The organism is Brevibacillus sp. 1238 (assembly GCF_029892995.1).
In the GTDB taxonomy this organism is placed as follows: Bacteria; Bacillota; Bacilli; order Brevibacillales; family Brevibacillaceae; genus Brevibacillus; species Brevibacillus parabrevis.
The window spans coordinates 270008-290866 of sequence record NZ_JARXWC010000001.1 but is presented as its reverse complement, the minus strand read 5'-3'; the positions used below and the strand labels follow the sequence as shown (position 1 = coordinate 290866).

The 20859-nt window shown below is 48.7% G+C and carries 18 protein-coding genes and 3 pseudogenes; 7 read left to right on the top strand and 14 right to left on the bottom strand.

Features of this window, described 5'->3' with window-relative positions:
* Nucleotides 1–175 precede the first annotated feature (175 nt).
* The 6 genes and pseudogenes from tyrS to M2298_RS01300 form a co-directional block, all read right to left on the bottom strand.
* The gene (tyrS, locus tag M2298_RS01325; RefSeq protein ID WP_122963254.1) at nucleotides 176–1435 is read right to left on the bottom strand and encodes a tyrosine--tRNA ligase; all 1260 of its coding nucleotides are present in this window, start codon (nucleotides 1433–1435) and stop codon (nucleotides 176–178) included.
* Between the two features lie 382 nt (nucleotides 1436–1817).
* Nucleotides 1818–1928, bottom strand: a pseudogene (locus M2298_RS01320) (formylglycine-generating enzyme family protein); the annotation flags it as partial.
* 32 nt (nucleotides 1929–1960) lie between these two features.
* Nucleotides 1961–2329: a DUF4180 domain-containing protein gene (locus M2298_RS01315; RefSeq protein WP_122962957.1), complete on the bottom strand. Its 369-nt coding sequence runs from the start codon at nucleotides 2327–2329 to the stop codon at nucleotides 1961–1963.
* Between the two features lie 27 nt (nucleotides 2330–2356).
* Nucleotides 2357–2518, bottom strand: a pseudogene (locus M2298_RS01310) (TetR/AcrR family transcriptional regulator); the annotation flags it as partial.
* An 87-nt stretch (nucleotides 2519–2605) separates the two neighbouring features.
* On the bottom strand, nucleotides 2606–3913 hold the full coding sequence (locus tag M2298_RS01305; protein WP_122962956.1) for an NtaA/DmoA family FMN-dependent monooxygenase: 1308 nt from the start codon (nucleotides 3911–3913) through the stop codon (nucleotides 2606–2608).
* 288 nt (nucleotides 3914–4201) lie between these two features.
* Nucleotides 4202–5044 carry an AraC family transcriptional regulator gene (locus M2298_RS01300; protein ID WP_280648125.1) on the bottom strand — a complete coding sequence of 281 codons (843 nt, stop codon included), beginning with the start codon at nucleotides 5042–5044 and terminating at the stop codon, nucleotides 4202–4204.
* 211 nt (nucleotides 5045–5255) lie between these two features.
* On the opposite strand from M2298_RS01300, the gene M2298_RS01295 reads away from it, so the two are divergent.
* The 4 genes and pseudogenes from M2298_RS01295 (at nucleotide 5256) to M2298_RS01280 (ending at nucleotide 8014) form a co-directional block, all read left to right on the top strand.
* A complete protein-coding gene (locus M2298_RS01295; RefSeq protein WP_063229229.1) occupies nucleotides 5256–5786 on the top strand; it encodes an ECF transporter S component in 531 nt (176 codons plus the stop codon).
* A 251-nt stretch (nucleotides 5787–6037) separates the two neighbouring features.
* A pseudogene (locus M2298_RS01290) lies at nucleotides 6038–6356 on the top strand (hypothetical protein); the annotation flags it as partial.
* Nucleotides 6357–6491: 135 nt separating this feature from the next.
* A complete protein-coding gene (locus M2298_RS01285) occupies nucleotides 6492–7472 on the top strand; it encodes a hypothetical protein (protein WP_141254099.1) in 981 nt (326 codons plus the stop codon).
* Nucleotides 7473–7597: 125 nt separating this feature from the next.
* Nucleotides 7598–8014, top strand: a complete 417-nt coding sequence (locus M2298_RS01280) for a hypothetical protein (protein ID WP_063229227.1) — start codon at nucleotides 7598–7600, stop codon at nucleotides 8012–8014.
* 271 nt (nucleotides 8015–8285) lie between these two features.
* Here the strand turns inward: M2298_RS01280 and M2298_RS01275 are convergent, their stop codons facing one another.
* The gene (locus M2298_RS01275; RefSeq protein ID WP_122962953.1) at nucleotides 8286–8561 is read right to left on the bottom strand and encodes a hypothetical protein; all 276 of its coding nucleotides are present in this window, start codon (nucleotides 8559–8561) and stop codon (nucleotides 8286–8288) included.
* A gap of 122 nt (nucleotides 8562–8683) precedes the next feature.
* On the opposite strand from M2298_RS01275, the gene M2298_RS01270 reads away from it, so the two are divergent.
* The 3 genes from M2298_RS01270 (at nucleotide 8684) to M2298_RS01260 (ending at nucleotide 10772) form a co-directional block, all read left to right on the top strand.
* Nucleotides 8684–9136, top strand: coding sequence for an Lrp/AsnC family transcriptional regulator (locus M2298_RS01270; protein WP_122962952.1), 453 nt, complete (start codon nucleotides 8684–8686; stop codon nucleotides 9134–9136).
* Nucleotides 9137–9158: 22 nt separating this feature from the next.
* A complete protein-coding gene (locus tag M2298_RS01265) occupies nucleotides 9159–10064 on the top strand; it encodes an EamA family transporter (protein WP_229049844.1) in 906 nt (301 codons plus the stop codon).
* Between the two features lie 180 nt (nucleotides 10065–10244).
* Nucleotides 10245–10772, top strand: a complete 528-nt coding sequence (locus tag M2298_RS01260) for a hypothetical protein (RefSeq protein ID WP_122962951.1) — start codon at nucleotides 10245–10247, stop codon at nucleotides 10770–10772.
* 76 nt (nucleotides 10773–10848) lie between these two features.
* Here M2298_RS01260 and M2298_RS01255 read toward each other — a convergent pair whose 3' ends face one another.
* The 7 genes from M2298_RS01255 to M2298_RS01225 all read right to left on the bottom strand — a co-directional run bounded on the left by M2298_RS01255 (nucleotide 10849) and on the right by M2298_RS01225 (nucleotide 20859).
* The gene (locus M2298_RS01255) at nucleotides 10849–12987 is read right to left on the bottom strand and encodes an AraC family transcriptional regulator (protein WP_122962950.1); all 2139 of its coding nucleotides are present in this window, start codon (nucleotides 12985–12987) and stop codon (nucleotides 10849–10851) included.
* Nucleotides 12988–13183: 196 nt separating this feature from the next.
* Nucleotides 13184–13999, bottom strand: a complete 816-nt coding sequence (locus tag M2298_RS01250) for an ABC transporter permease (RefSeq protein ID WP_242772287.1) — start codon at nucleotides 13997–13999, stop codon at nucleotides 13184–13186.
* Nucleotides 13996–15006 carry an ATP-binding cassette domain-containing protein gene (locus M2298_RS01245; RefSeq protein ID WP_280648124.1) on the bottom strand — a complete coding sequence of 337 codons (1011 nt, stop codon included), beginning with the start codon at nucleotides 15004–15006 and terminating at the stop codon, nucleotides 13996–13998. The genes M2298_RS01250 and M2298_RS01245 overlap by 4 nt, the downstream gene beginning before the upstream one ends.
* A gap of 360 nt (nucleotides 15007–15366) precedes the next feature.
* The gene (locus M2298_RS01240) at nucleotides 15367–15837 is read right to left on the bottom strand and encodes a hypothetical protein (RefSeq protein WP_280648123.1); all 471 of its coding nucleotides are present in this window, start codon (nucleotides 15835–15837) and stop codon (nucleotides 15367–15369) included.
* A gap of 60 nt (nucleotides 15838–15897) precedes the next feature.
* On the bottom strand, nucleotides 15898–16629 hold the full coding sequence (locus M2298_RS01235; RefSeq protein WP_280648122.1) for a hypothetical protein: 732 nt from the start codon (nucleotides 16627–16629) through the stop codon (nucleotides 15898–15900).
* Between the two features lie 346 nt (nucleotides 16630–16975).
* Nucleotides 16976–19018 (bottom strand): helix-turn-helix domain-containing protein, encoded by a 2043-nt coding sequence (locus M2298_RS01230; RefSeq protein ID WP_280648121.1) that lies wholly within the window; start codon nucleotides 19016–19018, stop codon nucleotides 16976–16978.
* 641 nt (nucleotides 19019–19659) lie between these two features.
* Nucleotides 19660–20859: an MFS transporter gene (locus tag M2298_RS01225; protein WP_280648120.1), complete on the bottom strand. Its 1200-nt coding sequence runs from the start codon at nucleotides 20857–20859 to the stop codon at nucleotides 19660–19662.

The following is a 20859-nucleotide window of genomic DNA, read 5'->3' as shown; positions in this document are numbered from 1 at the left end:
CACGCATTCATTCGCTTTATCGATTTATGCAAATGGCTTGTTCGCATTTTTGGAAAAATAAGCCACACTTGTTCATCGTACACCATCTATCCAGAAGAATGTAGAGCTAACCTAAAAAAAGCTTCCCTCGCCAGTCGGGAGGGAAGCTTTCCTTTTTTCGTGCGATTTGCTTGTGTTACGACAGCTTAACCAGGCTGTAGTTTTTCTTGCCTTTGCGGATGATGATGAAGCGTCCGCCGATGGCGAGGTCAGCCGTTACTTCCAGCTCCAGATCGCTCACCTTTTCGCCGTTCATGGAAATCGCGCCTTTGGTAATGTCCTCGCGCGCCTGGCGCTTGGATGGCTCGATGCCCAGCTCTACCAGCCAATCCACGATGTTTTTCGCTTCTTTCGTCGCTTCATAGGTCGGCATTTCTTTGAAGCCTTGCTCGATTTCATCTGCCGTCAACGACTTGATGTCTCCCGTGAACAAGGCAGCTGTAATGCGTTTGGCCTGCTCCAGCAGCTCTTCCCCGTGCACGAATCGGGTCATTTCTTCTGCGAGCATTTTTTGCGCTTCGCGTTTATGCGGTTCGGTCTGGACTTTTTCAGCCAGCTCCTCAATTTGCTCTTTGGACAAGAACGTGAAGTAGTTCAAGTATTTCACAACATCACGGTCATCGGTATTCGCCCAGAACTGGTAAAACTCGAATGGCGTCGTTTTGTTCGGATCGAGCCAGACAGCGCCGCCAGCCGTTTTCCCGAACTTCGTGCCGTCTGCTTTCAGCATCAGCGGAATGGTCAAGCCAAACGCTTTCGCTTCTGGCCCTTCTTTTTTGCGGATCAAATCGAGGCCGCTCGTAATGTTGCCCCATTGGTCCGAACCGCCGATTTGCAGCTGCACGTCTTCGTGTTTGTACAGGTGCAAGTAATCGAGCGATTGCAGGATTTGGTAGGAGAACTCGGTAAAAGAAATCCCGCTGTCCAGTCGGCTTGCCACCACGTCTTTGGCGAGCATCGCGTTGATGCTGAAATTTTTCCCGTAGTCGCGCAAAAATTCGATGACGTTGATTTTATGCGTCCAGTCGTAGTTGTTCACCAGGCGGATTTGATTGTCGCCTTCTGTGATGAACAGCTTTTTCATTTGCGCAGTCAGCGCATCCACGTTCGCCTGCACTTGCTCCAATGTTTGCAGCGAGCGCTCCGATTGCCGGCCGCTCGGATCGCCGATCGTTCCTGTCGCGCCGCCGATCAAAATAACCGGGCGGTGACCAGCCAACTGGAAGCGTTTCAGCATGATGAATGGGATCAGGTGACCGATATGCATGCTGTCGCCTGTCGGGTCCACGCCACAGTAGAGCGAGATCGATTTTTGCTCGGTCAATTCGCGAAGTCCCTCGGCATCTGTTTGTTGATTGATGGCGCCGCGCCATTCGAGTTCATCAATAATGTTCACAGCCAATTCACTCCCTCAGGTTCGTAGTTCTCCTATACCGGATCAACGTTGTGCGTGACAACAAAAAATCGCCCCTTGTCATATAGACATAGGGACGATTGAATAACCGTGTTACCACCCAGATTGCACCAATGCCGCACACGCCTTCCTTTTGCGCGCCATTCATGCCACTCTCGGCGAGATATCGTTCGCCGCTTCCGCTCAGCATTACCCGAGATACTCCAGAGTTGTAATTCGCTTGCTTGGTGTGTGCCGGGTTTCATCATCCCCCGGCTTTCTGGGACAGGGACCAATCTGCTACTGGGCTCTTTCAACGTATGTCGCATATAAGATTACAGACAGTATAGTGAATTGGAAGATCGGTGTCAACTGGCGTTTGCCCTCACACCGCCCGGGCAAGCCGAAAGCCGAGATCATCGATGCGAAACGTCGAATGACTGCGCCTGCGGCATGTCGCGCCGACACCTCTAGCCGCTTCCGCCCAAGCCTGCCCGCCTGTCATCTGGTTCCCTCCGCTTTCCACTTTTATTTAGCCAAGCTCAGCTTTTCGATCGCCTGCTGCTCAGTCGGCAGGAAAAAGATGTCGTTGCCGTTGTTCGACTCATAGATGAAGTCTTTCAAGCTTTTGCTTGCATACACGGAAAAATCGCCCACGATCGCCAGCTTTGCCTTGTAATTGATGAACTTTTGCAAAATGTCGCCCGCCAGTCGCGTCTTCAGATCGAAAAAGCTCTCCGCAAGCATCGTTTTGTGAATGACGATGCGGTCGCATTCGGCTTCGTACCATGCCGTCGCGATCAGATCCAGTGCCGCCTGGACATCGGCGATGACGTGTTCCTCGCTTGTTACGACAGCAATATTGACTCCGTTAACGGTGTGCTTGGCAATGTTCATCGTCTACCTCCCTGTTTGATCAGCCACTTATTTGGCATGGGCCTGGAAAAGTCTTTGGACATACTGCTCGCCTATATAGCGATTGTCTTCGCCCTGCGGCGGCGCAATCCCCGCCACCCGAAAAAAGCTCAGCCCGACTACCATCGCCATCAGCCCATAAGCGGCCCCCTGAGCATCTTCTTCCGCCAGATGGCAACGGCTGATTTTTTAGGGAAAAAGAAGAACAGAAGGCGGGGCAGGGTGGCTAAAGCAGTTCATTCCCGGCAACGCACGATTTTATTGGATTCCCAGATGCTCGCGCAAGGTGGCGCCTGCGTATTCGCGCTTGAACAAGCCTTTTTCCACCAGCTTGGGCATCAGTTGTTCGAAAAAGATGTTCATCGATTTTTCCGATCCGCCCGGCAGAGCGATGAACCCGTCAATCGCTCCCGCCTCGTAACGCTCGATAATATCAGCCAGTACATCGTCGACAGTTCCGACAGACACCCAATGCGCCGATCCGACTACCTCAGGGCGTGCCAGCACTTCTTGCAAAGTCGGCTCGTACTTCGTGATAAATCGGCGCAACAGCTCGGCATGTGTCCGGCTGCGGACGGGCAGGTTCGGATCAGGGAGCATGTCAGCTGTTATGCGTTGATCCAGAGCCAGATGGCTTGCTTCCATTCCGAGTACGAATTTCAGCGAAGCCAGCCTGCGCTCCGTGCTCAAATTGGCATGCGCCACTTTATGCAATTCCTCTGCCTCCTCGCGCGTCTCCCCCAAGAAAAAGTACAGGCCCGGCAGCACTTTGACTGCATCCGGATTACGTCCATGCTCCTCCGCCCTTTTGCGCAAGTCGCTTCGCAGTTCGACTCCTGATTCAATATCCGGCATGGCTGCAAAAATCGCATCCGCGACGGAAGAAGCAAAATCACGTCCCGTATCCGACGCACCCGCCTGGAAAAACGGAATCGAGCCGGAGGCATGGGCTGGCATCGTCAGCGGCCCTTTGACACTGAAAAATTCGCCCGAATGGTTGATCGGCGTTACCTTGTCCCGATCGGTAAAAATGCCTGTCTCCCGATCCATGACAATCGCTTCGCGCGGGTAGCTATCCCACAGCTTGCGTACGACCTCGATAAACTCTTTTGCTTTCGCATAGCGCTCTTGCGGTGATGGCATCGGAGCATCGCCGAAGTTCTCGGCCCCTTCAATCGATGTGACGATATTCCAGCCAGCTCGCCCGTTGCTCAGCCAGTGCAACGACTGAAGCTGTCTCGCCACGATGAACGGCGGATTGAATGTGGTGGAGATCGTCGTCACCAACCCGATTCGCTCGGTTTCCCGGGCAATAGCGGAGAACATCAGTGTCGGATCAACGCTGCCAAAGCTGACGGCGTCTCCCAGCATCTGCGGACCGACGTATAAATAATCGGCTTTGAACAAAAAATCGAGCTTGGCTTGCTCGGCCATTTTCGCCAAATCAATATAGTAGTCGATCGTGTCCAGTTTCTCGATATCACTGTCAGGACGCCGCCAGCCTGCCCCTTTCATCCACGTAGTATTAATCGCCAGTCCGATGCACAATTGTCTATTTTCAGCCATACGTATCCACCTCTCCTGGATTGAGATTCGTTTCGCGATTAGGACTTGCCCCGCTCTTCCGTCATGTTGGCAAAAGCGCAAATACGCGCCTTTTTCCAACAATGATAATCATTATCGTTAAATAGTGTAGCAAGGGCAGAAGTAAAAGCAAATGCACAAATCACGAAAACGATATGCAAGATTGTCTAATCCAGTGCTTTTCTTTGAAAAACGTCCCGGCGTTTTCAGCGCAGTTGGTGGGCGGTTTGCAGCTCGCAGCTTGCGGTTTCTTGCAGTCAGCAATCACAGTCATGACTGTCCGACGTCCTTATGACTCTCTTCTTGCTCTCTGTACGCGGAAGGCGACACGCCGAATTTCTTTTTAAACATCCTGCTGAAATAGAGCGGATTGGCATACCCGACACTGACGGCGATATCGCTGATCGGATAGCTGCCTGCTTTCAGTAGCTCGCGCGCTCTCTCCATCCGGTAATGAATCACGTAGTCGATAGGGCGGTATCCTGTGTATTTATGGAAAAAGTAAGAAAATTGCTTGGGGCTCATATCGTGCAACTCAGCCAATTCGCCGAGCGTCAGCGGCTCCATGTAATGCCCGCTAATGTACGCAATCGCTTCTTCGATTATTTTTTGGCCTGGAGAACGTCCTTCCTCCCGACTCTTGCAGCCCACCAGCACTTGATGCATGATGCCTAAAAACAGCTCTTTGACATGCAGCTTCCCGATCCCGCCTGTAGCGCGGGCTTTTTGCTGGATCATGATGAGCGCTTCAAGCAACCGGGGATTCGCGCCGGGTTCGAGTTTGAAGTGAGTATCCAGTTCAACAGCCGCCGTGTCATTTCCGTGTTTGTTCCATCTGTAAAAAACAATGAAATACTCCAATTCTGACTGACCAATGACCCGCGAGTCCATTTGCATGCCTGGAGCAGCATGAACGACCGTTCCCGGCAACAAATCGTAAGCGGTTCCGTTCACATGCATCTTCGCCTCTCCACGCACAATAAACAGAAATCCGTATTGGACAGTCTTGAAACCGCGCAAAATACTTTTCGGCTGAATGACCAAGCGCTGCACATTGGCTATCTCATAGGAACCGCCGGCGAATATTTCCGCTATCTTGTCCAAATCCATCATGAAAGGAAACCTGCTTTCTGTCCATATCGTGTACCCCTGCTTATTTTATCATAGGATCGGGCCTGATTTTGCCGTAGGAGCATCGCATGCGCTCCATCCTCGGGTTTGCCGTACCATCTGGCGCTCCCTGCCCAAATAAATCGCGGGAAGCATATTTATTTAGGAACCGTTTGCGGGTATGATAATAGGAAAAAAAGAAAGAGGCTGTTATATGGATTCAACTTACTCACCAAGATCTACTTCGAAAACAAAAATGCTTGTGATTCATGCCCTTTTTATCGCTTTTACCCTCGCAGCTACCATGTTCATCAACATCCGCCTCCCGATCATGGGCAACGGCGGCCTGATTCACCTCGGTAACGTGCCTCTTTTTATTGCTGCCTTTGTGTACGGCAGAAAAACGGGAGCGATTGCCGGAGCTTTCGGCATGGGTCTCTTCGACCTGATCTCCGGCTGGACAGCCTGGGCGCCTTTTACGTTCATCATCGTCGGTGCCATGGGTTATGTCGCTGGCCTCATCGGGGAAAAAATGCCTGGCAAACGCACACTGGCTTACTGTGTGGCGATCGCCGTCGCGCTGATTATTAAAATCGTCGGCTACTACTTCGTGGAAGTGATTTTGTATGGCAACTGGATTCAGCCGTTCGGCTCCATCCCTGGGAACTTCCTCCAGGTTATCGTTGCCGGAATTATCGTGCTGCCACTCGTAGGGCGGTTGAAAAAGATTGTGGGACAGGTGTAAGTAGAAAATCACTTTCTCGTAAAACTTGCAAAAGAGCGATTCATGTGATGCCCCAATAGAGCTGTAACTATAAAAATCGCCCAGGAGATTCTGATTCCTAGGCGATTTTTTTTCAAGGATGTGTCTGAAATTCTCGAACGATTCGGTCAGACAAAGGCGATAAATTTGTGCTCGTATGTGTAACGATGGAGCCGGATGGGCTGAGCTGGAGCCGGAGACATCGATGGTACGGCAAAGGGAATACGGCTGTCTTGCGTCATAAGAGCAAACGCCGAGATCCTGTTGAAACACGTGGCCGATTCAACGTAGGGAAGTCCATCCAGCAGCGCCCTAAAGAAGTGAGAAAACGTCTTAGTTTTGGTCACTGGGAACTGGATACGGTTGTTTCCAGTCGGGGAAAAAGTAAAGCATGCGTCGCTAGGTTCGCTGAGCGTAAGACTCGCCTTTGCCAAGGTCTCTGAAGAAGAACTTGCTCAAGCCTTGTATCTCATTAACAACCGACCAAGAAAATGTCCGGGCTGGAAGACGGCTCACGAATCATTCATGGAAGCTCTGTCGCACTTGGCTTGACAATCCGTCTGAATCAAAAGATTTTATATAAAATAACTTAATTGTAAAAATATGTTTACACAAACCAAACAAGTTGCTATAATCCCTAATTGACCGGTCAAAAATACCAATATAAGGGAGGTTAAAAATCATATATTGAAAATATATATGATTAACTTTTTTATGAAGATGAATGTGTTTTTAAAGTTTCTAATAACTGTCGCATTATTGCTTGGTAGTGTTACAAATGTAGCTGCAGCTGAAAACTCAAGTCAACAAACTACTAGCATTACAAGTGACACGGAGAATCTAACAGATCTTTTTAAGCAGAGAAACAACGTTCAGTTCGAGCAAATTGGTAATGAACAAGAAGTTTATTTTGAATCTAACGAGATAGAAATAAATGAGGAATTAATTGAAGAGTTTCATAGTATCGACGTTGAAGCGCAAAGTTACTTTGATACTTACTTTGACTTTTATAAAGAACACGGATATTTTCCTGAAAAGAAAGTCCTTACTAATAGATTAGCTTCGTCTGCCTCTTATGATGTAGCCTTAAATCTATTAAAAGGTTACGGCGTGAATTGGACTAAAGATCAACTAATTGCTAGACTCGCAACTTTAGGTGCTATCGCATCTCTTGATGGTCCTATTCCTATTGGAGATTTTGTTGCTCTCCTTGCAGGGGCTGTGATCCTTAACCCGAATCTTGACAACTACATTGCAAATTTAGATGAAATTACAAACTATTTAAAATCAGTTTCCCTAAGAAACGCTATTAGTAAAGTCACCGGAGCTGTTTCATTAAGCATTGCAACCAGAAAAGAAATTAAGAAAGGAAAAAAACACTTCGAAGCTTGGCTATCCACTGGTGGATGGGGCGGTATTTTTATTGGACGGTCGATTAGTTTATCTGAAGCGCAAAGTCGGGCTCGAAATGGTTTGGATACATTTAGTGTAAGTAAAGAGAGTGCAAAAAAAGTAGTAAAGCAAACAAACTATTGGTATTATGATGAAGGCGGTCACATTACATTGGGATATCTCGCCAATTTACCTCATTATCATATGACCACTGATGAAGCTCGTCGAAATAAATTGCCTGGTCACCATTTCTTCCCCTACGATCCACTTGATTAATAATTAGTCTGGGACTGGAAACGACATATAAGCTATAAATGTATATGTCGTTTCCGATATTTCACTAAAAAACAGTTGCTTCATTTTTTAACCTCCTATTTCGAACATAGCTAGGTGATAATTTCATGAATCAGGATGACCTTCATTCGAATCAGAATTCCATCCATCTCGAAAAGCTCTACAAAGACATTGACGAACAGTCAGCCAAGTTCTTTCACCATAACTATCAACATTATCTGGATGAAAATGTGTTTCCCGAAGACGCATGCTCCATTCCTCAAGATATCGATCTGTCCGCAGCTACTATTGTGTTAGGTGAACTCAAATGGGAGTGGACGGAAATTGAATTGTTATCCAGATTGAGTCTGTTAGGTGCAGAAATTGGAATCAATCGCCCGATCCCCGTCTTGGATTTCTTTACATTGCTAGAAGGGAAATCCGTAGTCTGGTCCAAATACTGCGATCATTATATAGAGAACTTTGAATCGCTTATCAACTGCTTAAAGCGATTTATCCCCGATCAAGATGAATCGAGTGAATAATTTTTAAAGTGCTCCCTTTTAAGTACCATCTTCGGACGAAGGAGGGGGCACTTTCGATCATGTGCCTCCTTCGTCCGAAGGGCTAGCAATTGGTTGCATAGGTCATGTCAGTTTCACATGCTGCTATTAGCTATAACACGTTGTTTTTTGATGACTTTTAAATTCCTCCACAGACCAGGTTTGAACTGCACCACATTTGTTGGGCCCTCCAACAGTTGGAAGTGCAGTTTTTCTATGACGAAATTTAGTGAAGATTTTAAACGTCTCCACTTCAAAGATACTTAGGAGGGATGGAGAGCAGCGTTCCCTTCCCTTCATGAAAAACGCCAAACCGTTCCGTTTGATACTGTGCATCATCCAAATACACTTGTGATCGCTCCGCGAACATAAACATGTTGGCAAGCATCTGATAGTGGCGAATTGACTCGTCCGGTCGCAGCAGCCGATGCGGGATATCGGCAATCATAATGGTCGCATTTTCCCACATCCACAACGCATTGTGGAGCGCCCCTCGAAGCATTCTCTGCCCACCATACAGCTTGTCCATGCGTTCACGCCCCTTTTATCCAACCAAACAATCATAGCTGATAATCATTACTACAATGCGATTATAGAAAAGAGTCGCGATTATGCGTAAAACATTCGAAAAGATTCTGCAGGAGGTACGCCATGGACGATATCGATATCAAAATTTTGCAACTCCTTGAGGAAAAAGGGAGACTCTCGCACGAAGAACTAAGCAAGCTTTTGCACATATCCCGCCCTGCCGTTCATCAGCGGGTGGCAAAGCTGGAAAAGAGCAACATCATCAAAGGTTACCGCTGCATTGTCGATTGGAGCAAGCTGGAGCAAAAACTGAAAGTGCTGATCTTTATCAAAATGAAATGCCAAAACTTCAAAGAAATCGCAGGCAAGATTGTCGATTTGCACGTTCCGGGCGCAACGATTCTCGAATGCCAACGCCTGGCTGGGGAATGGTGCATGATGCTCAAAGTGCGGGTATCCTCCCCTGAGGATATTACGAATCTGATCGATGAAATGGTCAAATTCCCTGACGTTCAGGAGACTTCGACGACGTTTGTTTTATCTACCCTTTACGAAAACGGGATGAAGGAGAATTGAGAAAGAAGAGAGGCGACCCTGGATGATGCAAGGGAAAAAAGCAATGCAAATCGGCGAGTCAGAAAATTCAAATATCACTCTCGTTGTAATCGCTTTACTCTCCGTGTACATTTTTTGGGGAGGAACGTATCTCGGGATGAAGGTTGCGATTGAAACCATCCCGCCTTTTATCATGGCAGGCATTCGGTTTTTTGTGGCTGGAACTGTCCTCTATGTGCTTGCGCGGTTAAAGGGTGAGCAGCATCCGAGCGTTGCCGAATGGAAAGGCGCAAGAATCGTGGGCGCTCTCTTGCTCTTGGGCGGGAACGGGCTGGTCGCCTGGGCGGAACAAAAAGTCCCGTCAGCCATCGCCTCCCTGCTGGTAGCAACTGTTCCTTTATGGATTCTTGCTTTCAACTGGCTTGGCGGCAACAAAAAAAGACCTGCGCTCGGCGTCCTCGCTGGCGTACTGCTCGGCTTTTCCGGCATTGCCGTGCTCGTCCTGAACACAGGCGGAGCGAACAGCCAAAGCATGGACACAATCGGCATGATCGCCCTCTTGATCGCTTCGGTTTCTTGGTCAATCGGATCTTTGTATTCTCGCAGGGCAAAACTCCCCGCGTCTCCCCTGCAATCGACAGCGGCGCAAATGATGGTAGGCGGCGCTTTGCTGATCTTTGTTTCATTTTTCCTCGACGATTGGACGAAGCTGCACCTGTCTGAGCTATCTGTCCGCTCCGCTCTCGCCTTGGGCTATCTGATCGTGTTCGGCTCGATCATCAGCTACACAGCGTACATTTGGCTGTTGAAAAATGCTGACCCCGCCTGGGTATCGACATATGCTTTCGTCAATCCGATCGTCGCCGTATTTTTGGGTGGTTTCTCGCAAACGAGCGACTCTCTCCCCACGCCTGGGCCGCCGCTATCATTATCGTTGTCGCGGTCATGATGATTACGGTTTTTGGCGGGCAGAGGAAAGCCATCGAGCGGAAAGAAGTGGTGAGAGGGGAAGGGGAGGGCGTGTAACTATTAGTTTGAGAAAAAGGTGAAATTACCCTCATAATCCAATTTTTATAATAAAGCAAAAACAAGTCATGTTTGCTTAGAAAAAAGCAGAGGGGCGAATCATTTGGACAAAGAGAACCAGGGACTTCAAACTAAAATTTTCGACCTTATTGAACAAGAGGGACTGGAGGAACAACTGGAGTCATTGACCAGAAATGTATTTGAAGATTGCATCTCCAGAAATACAATCGAGTTAAGCCGCATAAATCCAAGCTTCATCCGTCTCATAGCGATGTTGCTTAAAAAGAGTTCTTTCCATGTCATTGGCCGAATTGAAGATAGCTTTATCAAGGACAAAAAGACAGCTACAGGGTCGCCGCCAGCGGCAGGGTATCGGTTTCAAGAGGGGTTTGGGAAGTGGTATGATCTCAGAGTGGAAGATGCCCTCTTGCTTGTAAAATACGGTAATGTCACCAACCTTGAAATTAATCCCAACGAAAATTACTTCATTGGGAAAGGAATCGATCTAAGGAAACTGCCAAGAGTAGCTACAGCCCCCGGCACTATTTTCACTGATGAAGAGATGCAGAACTACTTAGTATGGTTTAAAGGGATTCAAGTTCAGATGGGTATCCAGCCTACCATCATTTAAAAAGTAGCAAAAGCAGCCCTCTGCCAGTCGAATACAAGGAGGGCTGCTTTTGGTTTCGCGTATCTCTCAACTTTTACTACTTACTGATCGTTTCCTCACCAAGCAATTTCCCCGCAATATAATCAAACTGCTTTTCCAACGACAGCGGATCATTGAAATAAAATGTATTCGAATCAATCGTATACACGCGCTTGTTTTTGACGGCATCAAGCTGTTGCCACAACTCGTTCTTGCTTATCTCCTTCTCCAGCGAATCCTCGATAAACAAAAAATCTCCCGCATATTCCGGCAGTTTTTCATGCGAAAGCGCAACGTAGCCTTTGCCGATGTCCATCGTTGCTTTCTGGATGATCTCCGGCGCTTTCAACCCAAACTCGCGATATAAAATCTCTCCGCCTCGTCCGTAAAAATCTCCGAACGCACCAAGCGATTTCATGTCTCCCCCTAAAATCGCCACTTTTTTGTCACCCACGACCTCGTGCACGGCTGGCTTATACTTCGCCACTTTGCTATCCCAGTTCGCAATCCACGCTTCTGCTTCCTGCTCCCTCCCAAACGCTTTGCCAAAAGCCCGAAGCTGCTCCCGCAAATTTTTTTCCCCGTATTTGATCGCGACAGTCGGCGCTATTTTTTGGATGTTCTCCAGGTTTTTCGCGTTGTCCAAGGCGATAATGACGTCAGGCTTCAGCTCCAACAGCTTTTCCAGCGAGTTGCTGTCATCGCCATAGCCCCCGATATTTTCAATCCCGTCCACTTTTCCGGCGTAAAAAGGATGATTCAGGGCAAACTCCGACAACCCTACAGGCTTGATGCCCAAAGCGAGGAAATAGCCTACGTAACTGTCTGCCAAAATGATAACCCGCTTCGGATTTTTCGGAATCGTCACCTCTCCGCTTGTCGTCTTGTAGGTGATCGTCTCTACTTTTGCCACGTTATTCGCATCCCCTTGTGCCGGGGCTGCTGCCCCATTACTCGTACTGGTCGCGCCAGAGCAAGCACTCAGCAACAGCATGATGCACAACAGCGCAGTTGCCGCCAGTGACGCTCGTGAACCTCTGCTCATCGGAAAATCCCCTTTTTTTGTATATTGATAATAATTATCACTATCAATGTACCGATTCAGCATCCGTTCCACAATAGAATATGTAGGGAATTTTGCCGGACTATCTGCAACTTTGCTCTGTTGCCAATTCCTTCTCCGATACTCGGCAGGCGACACGCCCAGCTTTTTCTTGAACAAGCGGCTGAAATAATACACATCTTTGTACCCGACACCTGCCGAAATCGTCCGCAGCGAAGCGTCCGTCTCCGTCAGCAGGCTCGCCGCTTTTTCAAGGCGAATGCGAATCAAATAATCGATCGGACTGTAGCCTGTGCTTTGCTTGAATGTCGCGGATAAATGGTACGCACTGTAACGAAACATCTCCGCCAAAGACTCCAGCGTGATCGGCTCCGCATAATTTTTTTCCATGTACAGCATGATTTGTGCCGTCAAATCGGGATAGGTCACTTCGCTGCCCTCCCGCTCCAACTCTGCCAGCACCTGATAAACAAATTGGTAGAAAAGAGCTTTGATCTGAAACCGCCTCAGCGACTCTGTGCCCTGCCATTGCTCGTGCATTTGTTGCAAGTGGTGAAAAAGCAAAACCGGGCTGCTCGGGATCAGGCTGTATTGCGCCAAAAACGGGTTGCTGCGCTTTAACAATTCAAGCAAACTCTGGCTTGCGGGTGCCGGAATCGTTGCTTTGTAAAAAATCGAGTAGTATTCAAACGCTTCACCCGCAGGCACAATCTGGAGCGTGGCTCCTTTTCCGCTGTGCATGAGCTGAAACCCTTTTGCCATGTACGCCGTCCCATCCAACAAAACCTGCGCGTTGCCCCGCGTGGAAAAAAGAAACATGCTGGCCGGGAGCTTGTACGGTCCAAACCCTTCCCCCGGTGCCAACGCTGTGTGACGGATGTCCAAAATTTTAATGGCAGCCTGGTTCCATAGCAGCGCTTGGGTGTTTTCTTGCTTCAATGTGACCAGTCCTTTTTGTTTGGTTGCTTTATTATAATTGATAATAATTATCAGTTGAAGAGCAAGAACAGCAATCTGGCTAAAACGAACCGGAGCCATCGCTTTGCTGTGCTCATAGCTTTTTTCGCTGTTTATCCGTCTCCCATAAGAGTGGTCGAACCAGCGATTGACGGCATTATAAATGCATATAGTCATGAAAAACTGTCTTCCCAACAACAACAACCGCTACCTGCCAGACAGCTCCGGCATATAGCGGTTGTTTATGTCTCTGGTTAGTTGGATGAACCGTACAATGTACAATTGCCAAATGATAGTTACACCGAGCCTGAGTCTAAGTCTGAGCAAGCCTTGCAATCCCTTGTTGACCCGCTTCCCGTCCCTACAAAATTCACTACGTCCGCCGCATGTAAGCCCGCACCGTCAGCGGAGCGAAAATAGCCACGATAACGGCAGCGCTCGCGAGCGACAAAACGAACTCCGTGCCGATCGTGCCGCTATTGACCAATTCGCGAACCGCGCTCACCAGATGGGAGATCGGGTTGAGTTGGACGAACCACTGGAGCCACGTCGGCATCGTTTCAACTGGCACGAACGCATTGGAGAGAAAAGTCAGCGGAAACAGCACCAGCATGGAAATCCCTTGCACGCTTGCCGCCGTCCTCGCAATAACCCCGAAAAAGGCGAAAATCCAACTGACCGCCCACGAGCAGGCAATGACAAGAATCCCCGCAATCGCGACGAATCCCAGTCCGCCCTCTGGCTGGTAGCCCATGATATACCCCATCGCAAAAGTAAGCACGGTCGCAATCGTATAGCGGATCGTATCGGCGAGCAACGCCCCGGCCAAAGGCGCGATCCGGGCAATCGGCAGCGACTTGAATCGGTCGAAAACTCCTTTGTCCATATCCTCACGGAGCTGAACGCCCGTCACGATAGACGTCGAGATAACGGTCTGCACGAGAATGCCAGGAATGATGATCGGCAAGTAATTTTCCACGTTTCCTGAAATCGCGCCGCCAAAAATATACGTGAACATCAGGGTAAACAGAATCGGCTGAATCGTGACATCAAACAGCTGCTCGGGAGTGCGCCGAATTTTCAGCAGCCCCCGGTAGGCCATCGTCAACGAATGGCGGAGCGCCTGAGCGAAACTGGCGCGGTTTTTCAACGAACGATCAAGCTCTTGCGTCAATGCTGCGCTTTTCATACAGTGGCTTCCTCCGTTCTGTTCGATTGTTCTGAGGCTTGCTGTGCATTTTCGCTGGCACCGTGCCCCGTAATCGTTAAAAAGACTTCGTCCAGCGTCGGCTTTTGCACGCTGATCTCCGTCAGGTGAATGCCTCTCGTCCGCAGAGCGATCAGCAAATCGGTGACTTGGTCGGCGTTCGCCATTGGCGCCGTAATCTTGCCTGCTTCTGCCGTTACGCTGGAGCGAACTCCGAGCACTTGCTCCACCATTTCACGAGCATTGGCAATGTCCTGTACATTTTGGACTCGCAGATGCAGGGCGGAGTTCCCGACAGATGCTTTCAACTCATCCACCGTACCTTCTGCCACGACCCGCCCACGGTCGATCACCGCGATTCGGTCGGCCAACTGGTCTGCTTCATCGAGGTATTGCGTGGTGAGCAAAACTGTCGACCCCGTTTCTACCAGGCGGCGAATCGTATCCCACATTTGCGAACGCGTTCGCGGGTCCAGCCCGGTCGTCGGTTCGTCCAGGAAAATGAGCGGTGGCTGCGCGATGAGACTGGCAGCCAAATCCAGCCGACGGCGCATCCCCCCGGAAAAGTGCTTCAATGGACGTTTGGCAGCCTCCGTCAGACCAAACTCTTCCAGCAGCTCAGCAGCTTTTCGCTTCGCCTCGGCGCGCCCCAAGCCGAGCAAACGAGAGAAAATAATCAGGTTCTCTGTGGCGCTTAACGACTCATCGACCGAAGCGTATTGCCCCGTTACCCCGATCAACTGCCGCACGACATGCGCCTCTTTCGTCACATCGTGCCCGAAAATGCGCGCCTCTCCGCCATCCGCCCGGAGCAAAGTCGCCAACATGCGAATCGTCGTAGTCTTGCCCGCCCCATTTGGACCAAGCACGCCGTAAATCGAGCCTGCGCGCACGTTCAAATCCACGCCATCTACAGCGCGATTGTCTCCGAACACTTTGACAAGCCCACGGGCTTCGACTGCCCATTCATTGCTGTACTTCTTGTTCATTCTGGCATCTCCTTACCCACTGTTTATTTGATATCGCAACAATACCGTGCGGATTTAAACTGAATGTAAACTGGTTGTCGTTTTTTTATTTTAGGGCTTTTTGTCCGGTTGTTACACGTACATGGGAAGGGGGTGGAGGTCAGTCTGGAGGAGGAGAGGGAAGTGTTTTGCCGAGACATAAAAAGAGAATGATTGTCCAGAGACAATGTGGAATGTTCTTGGTTAGCTACAACAATCCGCTTTTAACTCCAACAAAAAAACGGCATCTCGGCCGTTTTTCGTGCTTTTATATGCTGGCGCACGTAAGCGGGAGCGAACGAGCACCATTGGCAGTATAATCAATGTAGCCATGGGGTGATATTACTGAAACCACCGCTGCTTGCCGTATTCAAGGGAAAACAAAACAGTATTACGATCAGTTTCAAGCTTCTTATAATTCCAATTTTGACTTGATGCACTGCTGTGCCCAAACATGTTAATGATGTTTTCCTTCGAAGTTATATAAGCGTTAATGACATTCTCCTGATCAATAACAATCGCAAAATAAGGTTTGCAAGCAAAATGCCCACACGCCTCGTCTACTTTTCGAAATTCATCACTCGGTCTGGTAATTGTCAGTGCGTTATCAATTTGCCCCGCTGCCCTGCTTCGCGATTTAACGGATATGCCCAACCGTTCACCTGTTGACTTCCTCGTTGCAATTATGTCAATTCCCGTATGAGTGACATGCACACACTCAAACCCATGTCGAGACAACCAGTACATAATTAAATGTTCGGCAAAATCCCCCGTAATTTTCGAGTGATTGCTGCTCTTGTCAACGCTTTGCATTTTCTGTTGTGCCTCCCGATCCTAACGTTATTTCGTTCCTCATCTCTCCAAAATCACCCGTCAGCCAATCTGCTTTTTCCAGTCAAAAAACATTTTATCATCTAATGCTTGGATAAGTTTATCGATCTGCGCCCGGCTGGCAAATGACTCATCAATTGATAGGAAAGACAACATGGAGACGGGCATTTTGGCATGAGCAGCCGCAAACATTTTGTGATGTCCGTCTAGCAAGTAGTGCGTATGCAGCCAAAGCTCATCGAAGTGTATATCATTAAGCGGAAATTTCGTGTCTAGAAAAGAAACACATAATGCCGTCGGATTGACGTTCCCTTTCCCCGTCTTCATGTACTTCTCAGTGACTGATTGGTCCAATGATCCACTCGGTTGAATCGGCACGATGTATTCCTCTATTTTCTTTCCAGAACCCACTCGTCGGGAGCCGATTTGATAATATTCGCTTCCATCTGCCTGTCGTTTCAATCGCGGATATGCTTTGAACAAAGCGACAACATACTGACCATTTGGCACGATACATGATAATTCCGACACAAAATTATGGTTTAGCTCGGTTAATCCATTATTCAAGATTACTGAAATTCCTCTTGGATTCTTCCACTCCGCGCCCGATACTTCCACATAAAACAGGCACGTTTCACAATCGATCCCTGTATTGGCAATCTCTTCTCCGTTGATCGTTAAATATCTTTGATGATAGCCAGCCCGTTTATATTCGATAGGGGATGTAGAATCACTGATTGCAAAATCATTTATGTAGCTCACAATTTTGGTCATTGTGCCACTGCCTCCCATTCATGCTCCCCTGCCTAATCTCCTTGCCCACTTCTATTTTTTCCGCATCAAAACGCAAAGAAAAGCGTATTTCACCTATTTTATGCCGGTTATAGCTGTGTCATTTTGTGCATCTCACTCAGCTTAACAAAAGAAAAAAAGAGTGAGAACCGCAGTTTTCGCTCTTTTTTCTCCACAAGATGATTTCTGAGGATTCGCAACACCCGTACTTTCTCCAACTATCGTAAAACGACGCGTTAAATTAAACTGTCGCACGAGAATGCCAAATCGCCGTCACCGATAATCGTCACATCGTACATTTGCTCTTTCGGCATGAAACGCTCTCCCTCTACTTTTTGGCGGCTTTGGTAATCCACTCAGCCAAACTGTTTATTTGCCCTTCCACAGCAATCGGATCGCGGTACCACGACTGATTTTCATTCCACAGGAACACTTTTCCATCCCGGATCGGCGGCAATTTGCCCCAAATCGGGTCAGCCTTCAACTGCTCCAGCGTCGAATTTGTCGTCAAAATCAAGTAATCCCCGGTATATTCAGGCAGCTTCTCCAGTGAAAATTCATAGTAGGAGTCCGCCAGCATATGTTCAGGAATGGCCGCAGGCGGCTTGGCGCCCAAGATTTCATACATGATCCGGCCACCACGTCCAGACTTCGGCCCGAACAAAAACACGGTGCCGTCGTATTCCTGCATGACAGACACTGTCTCGCCCTCATGAAGCGCTCCTTGTACTGCTTCGCGCAATTTGCCGGTTTTACGCTCAAAATCGGCAATCCATTGCTCCGCAACGTCCTTTTTGTCCAACAAATCGCCGAAGTAACGCATCTCCTCCTGAATCGATGCAAAGCGGTTGTAAGGCATCGCCACTGTCGGCGCAATCTTCGCATACTTGTCCACTGTTTCTGCTTGGGCGATTTGGGTAATGATCAAATCCGGTTCCACTTCAAGCAATGCTTCCAGCGAATCGCCCACATCCGTCACACCGTCGAGCTTGCCTTCCAAGTACGGACTATTCATCAAAAAAGTTTCCGAGGCAACTGGCTGGACGCCGAGCGCCAGCACGGTTCCCAAAAAAGCCTGTGCCGCTACGCGTTTTGGCTGCGCAGGCACTTCCACCTCTCCGGTCGCCGCTGTAATCGTTCGTTTTTCGGCAGTGGTAGGTGCCTTTGTCTCTGCTTGACTCGGATCCCCTGTGTTATTCGCCGTTTGGTTCGTTGCGCTGTTATTCTTTCCCCCTGTGCCTTCCGGTGCTGTCTCGCATCCCGATGCTGCCATAGTCAGGCACAGCAGAGCCGTGGCCAACCATTTTCTTTTGCTGCTTGCCATATCATTTCCCCCATCTGACAATAAATGATAATGAATATCATTATTATCAACATGATACATTGCCGGATGAGGAGCAACAACGGATGAATTTGACCGATTTCTTGTATCTTTCGAAACTGCATCCCGATATTTTTGGCGGTATTGGCCGGGAGTTACGCCTGTTTGCTTCTTGAACACGCGATTAAAATAAATCACGTCCGGATAACCTACGTAAGCAGCTATTTCCTGTTGCGTCGCTGCGGTATCACGCAGCAAATTGCGCGCCATATCCATGCGCAGACGAATGGCATATTCGAGCGGACTGCATCCCATCTGCTCTTTGAATTTTCTCGAAACGTACTGCGGGGTGTAATTCATTTGCTGGGCCAGCTGTTCCACGGAAATCACCCCGCGATAATTCCTTGCCATATAACGGATCACTTGCTCAGCCAACGACGGGACGCACGGATGCTCCGCCCGCTCCCGCAACGCCGCATGGGTGAACCGGATGAAATCCCCTTTTGCCTTCAGCCACCGTAATCCGTCGTCCTTCCCGCTGCTCTTCTCTTGGTCGAACTGCCCGCTGCCCCCGCCGTCTGCCTGCTTCCAACCGTCAACCATCGCTTGGAGCATCTCCAGCAAGACGAGCGGTTCGGACGGCGCCAATCCCCAACTTTCCATAAACGGATTCTCGGTTTGCATCATCATGTGAAACTCCCACAATGCAGAAGCTGGCAGCGATGCTTTGTACAAGATCATATAGGCGTCAAGCGAGCTGGCGGATTGAACCGATACCCGTTTCCCTTTGCCGATATGCTGCAAATGAAACCGCTCAGCCAGCCACACGTCGCCGTCTGCCCACAGCTCTGCGCTCCCATTAGCCAAATACATAAACATGCTTGTCGGCGCTACATAATCGCGAATTTCGTCGCCATGCCCGACCCGTTTGATCCGAATATCCAGCACGCGAACGATGACTTGATTCCACAGTTGAATTTGCTCGTTTATGTTCATCAAAATGCGGCGTAACGAACTTGAGCCAGCCTGTCCGTCACTCGCTCCTCCCACAGAGTATGTCAACCAAAAGACCGGGTTGGTGATTATAATTCTCACTAATAGTTTTATGTCAACGATAGCGAAAAGCACTAGACGGTGTCAATGCGGGGTATTTCGAGTGATTGGCTATCCCTTGCTTTCCCGTGTGTCAGGACTGTGACAGAGCTACATGCCACTTCCATTCAACGAATCTGCAGCTCCTATTCAGCCGTCTTTCCTCATGTACACATTGCGCATACAAAAAACAGCCGACGCTACACGCACGCATCGGCTGCTGTTGTTTATGATGAAAAAACACCGCTTTCCATTGGGCTTGAGTCTTTTGGTCCATCTTTCTCCTCCCAACTGCATAAGGCTACTTCTTCAGCAAAGCAATTCTGCATAGCGGTTGCCGTATCAAAGAGCGCCAACGGTAACTTGGCGTCAAATAGCTCATGACTGATTCAGGTAAAGTGAGGATCGGCCACACTTTTACACAGGAGAATCTATCAAAAGTTTTCCTCATAGTAGCATAACCTAGTATAGTCAGCTAGGCTGCCGACTTTAGTGCCTGGCACGGAAAATCGTTTGGTTAAAACATTGTTCGCAGATCATTCGCGGAAGTCGTCATATCCAACAAAAAAACGGCACTTCTGCCGTTTTTGCAAGATCTATCAAATCGTTTCTTTCATGCGACTGCGGTAGCGGCTGGCTTTACGGTCCAGCTGATAACTGACAAAGGTCAACAATGATGCAGCCACCGCAACGATCCCGCCTGCCCAGGATACGTCGATAAGTTCCCTGTTCACCGTGACGATTCCCCCGAGAGCCGCTCCAAATGCGATTCCGACGTTTATAGATACAGGAGCCAACGACGAAGCCAACTCCTTCGCTGCCGGATAATACTTATGTGCTACATCAATGAAATACAATTGCATGGTGGAGTTCATCATGTAAACAACAAGAGCAATGAGTGCGATACTAATCAAGGCTGCGACAATCGAATGGGAAGAAAAGTACAACGAAGCAAGGATAGCAGCTTGAATCAGAAACACATACCTCAACTTGCCAATCCCGTTACGGATCGCCAGCTTCCCGCCAATGAGCGTGCTAAAAACGGAAACAACACCGTACAGCAAAAAAATGACGCCGATGTAACGCTCAGGCACGAATAGCACTTCTTGCAGCAAAGGAGCCAAATACGTATATACCGTATAGGTAGCCCCAATACTTAATGCGGGGATAAAAAAGCCGATGACAATACGCGGATTGGTTATGAGACCCATTTGTTTTTGCAAGGAACTCTTCGTTCCCCTCAACTGTTTGGGAATGGTCACAGCGCTTACGATTAAGGATACGATACCCAATACGCTGGTAAACCAAAAAGCCATTTGCCAGCCGCTCCATTGCCCGATATACGTTCCGATCGGCACCCCGACCACGCTTGCTATCGTAAACCCCGCAAAAATAATCGATATAGCTGGCCCCCGCTTGTCGGCAGGCATCGTTTCATTCGCCACACTCATTGCAAGTGCGATCAGTACCCCGGTAACTACCGCCGTGACGATTCTGCTGGCAACAAGCAGTGCAAACGATCCCGATAAAGCCGTAATGACATTTGCGACAATAAACACCCCGATCAGGGCAAGCATCAACGGATACTTGGAAAATCGGCTCAAAACAGCCGTCAAGATCGGCGTACTTATGGCAAACGTGATGGCAAAGACCGATACAAGCGAACCCGCCGTTGATATCGCTATTTTCAAATCAGTTGACACTTCATTGAGCAACCCGACAATCACAAATTCACTCGTTCCCAAGACGAAAGTTAATAAAAACAAATTGAAAATCAGTCGCTTATGTTGTTTCGCCAT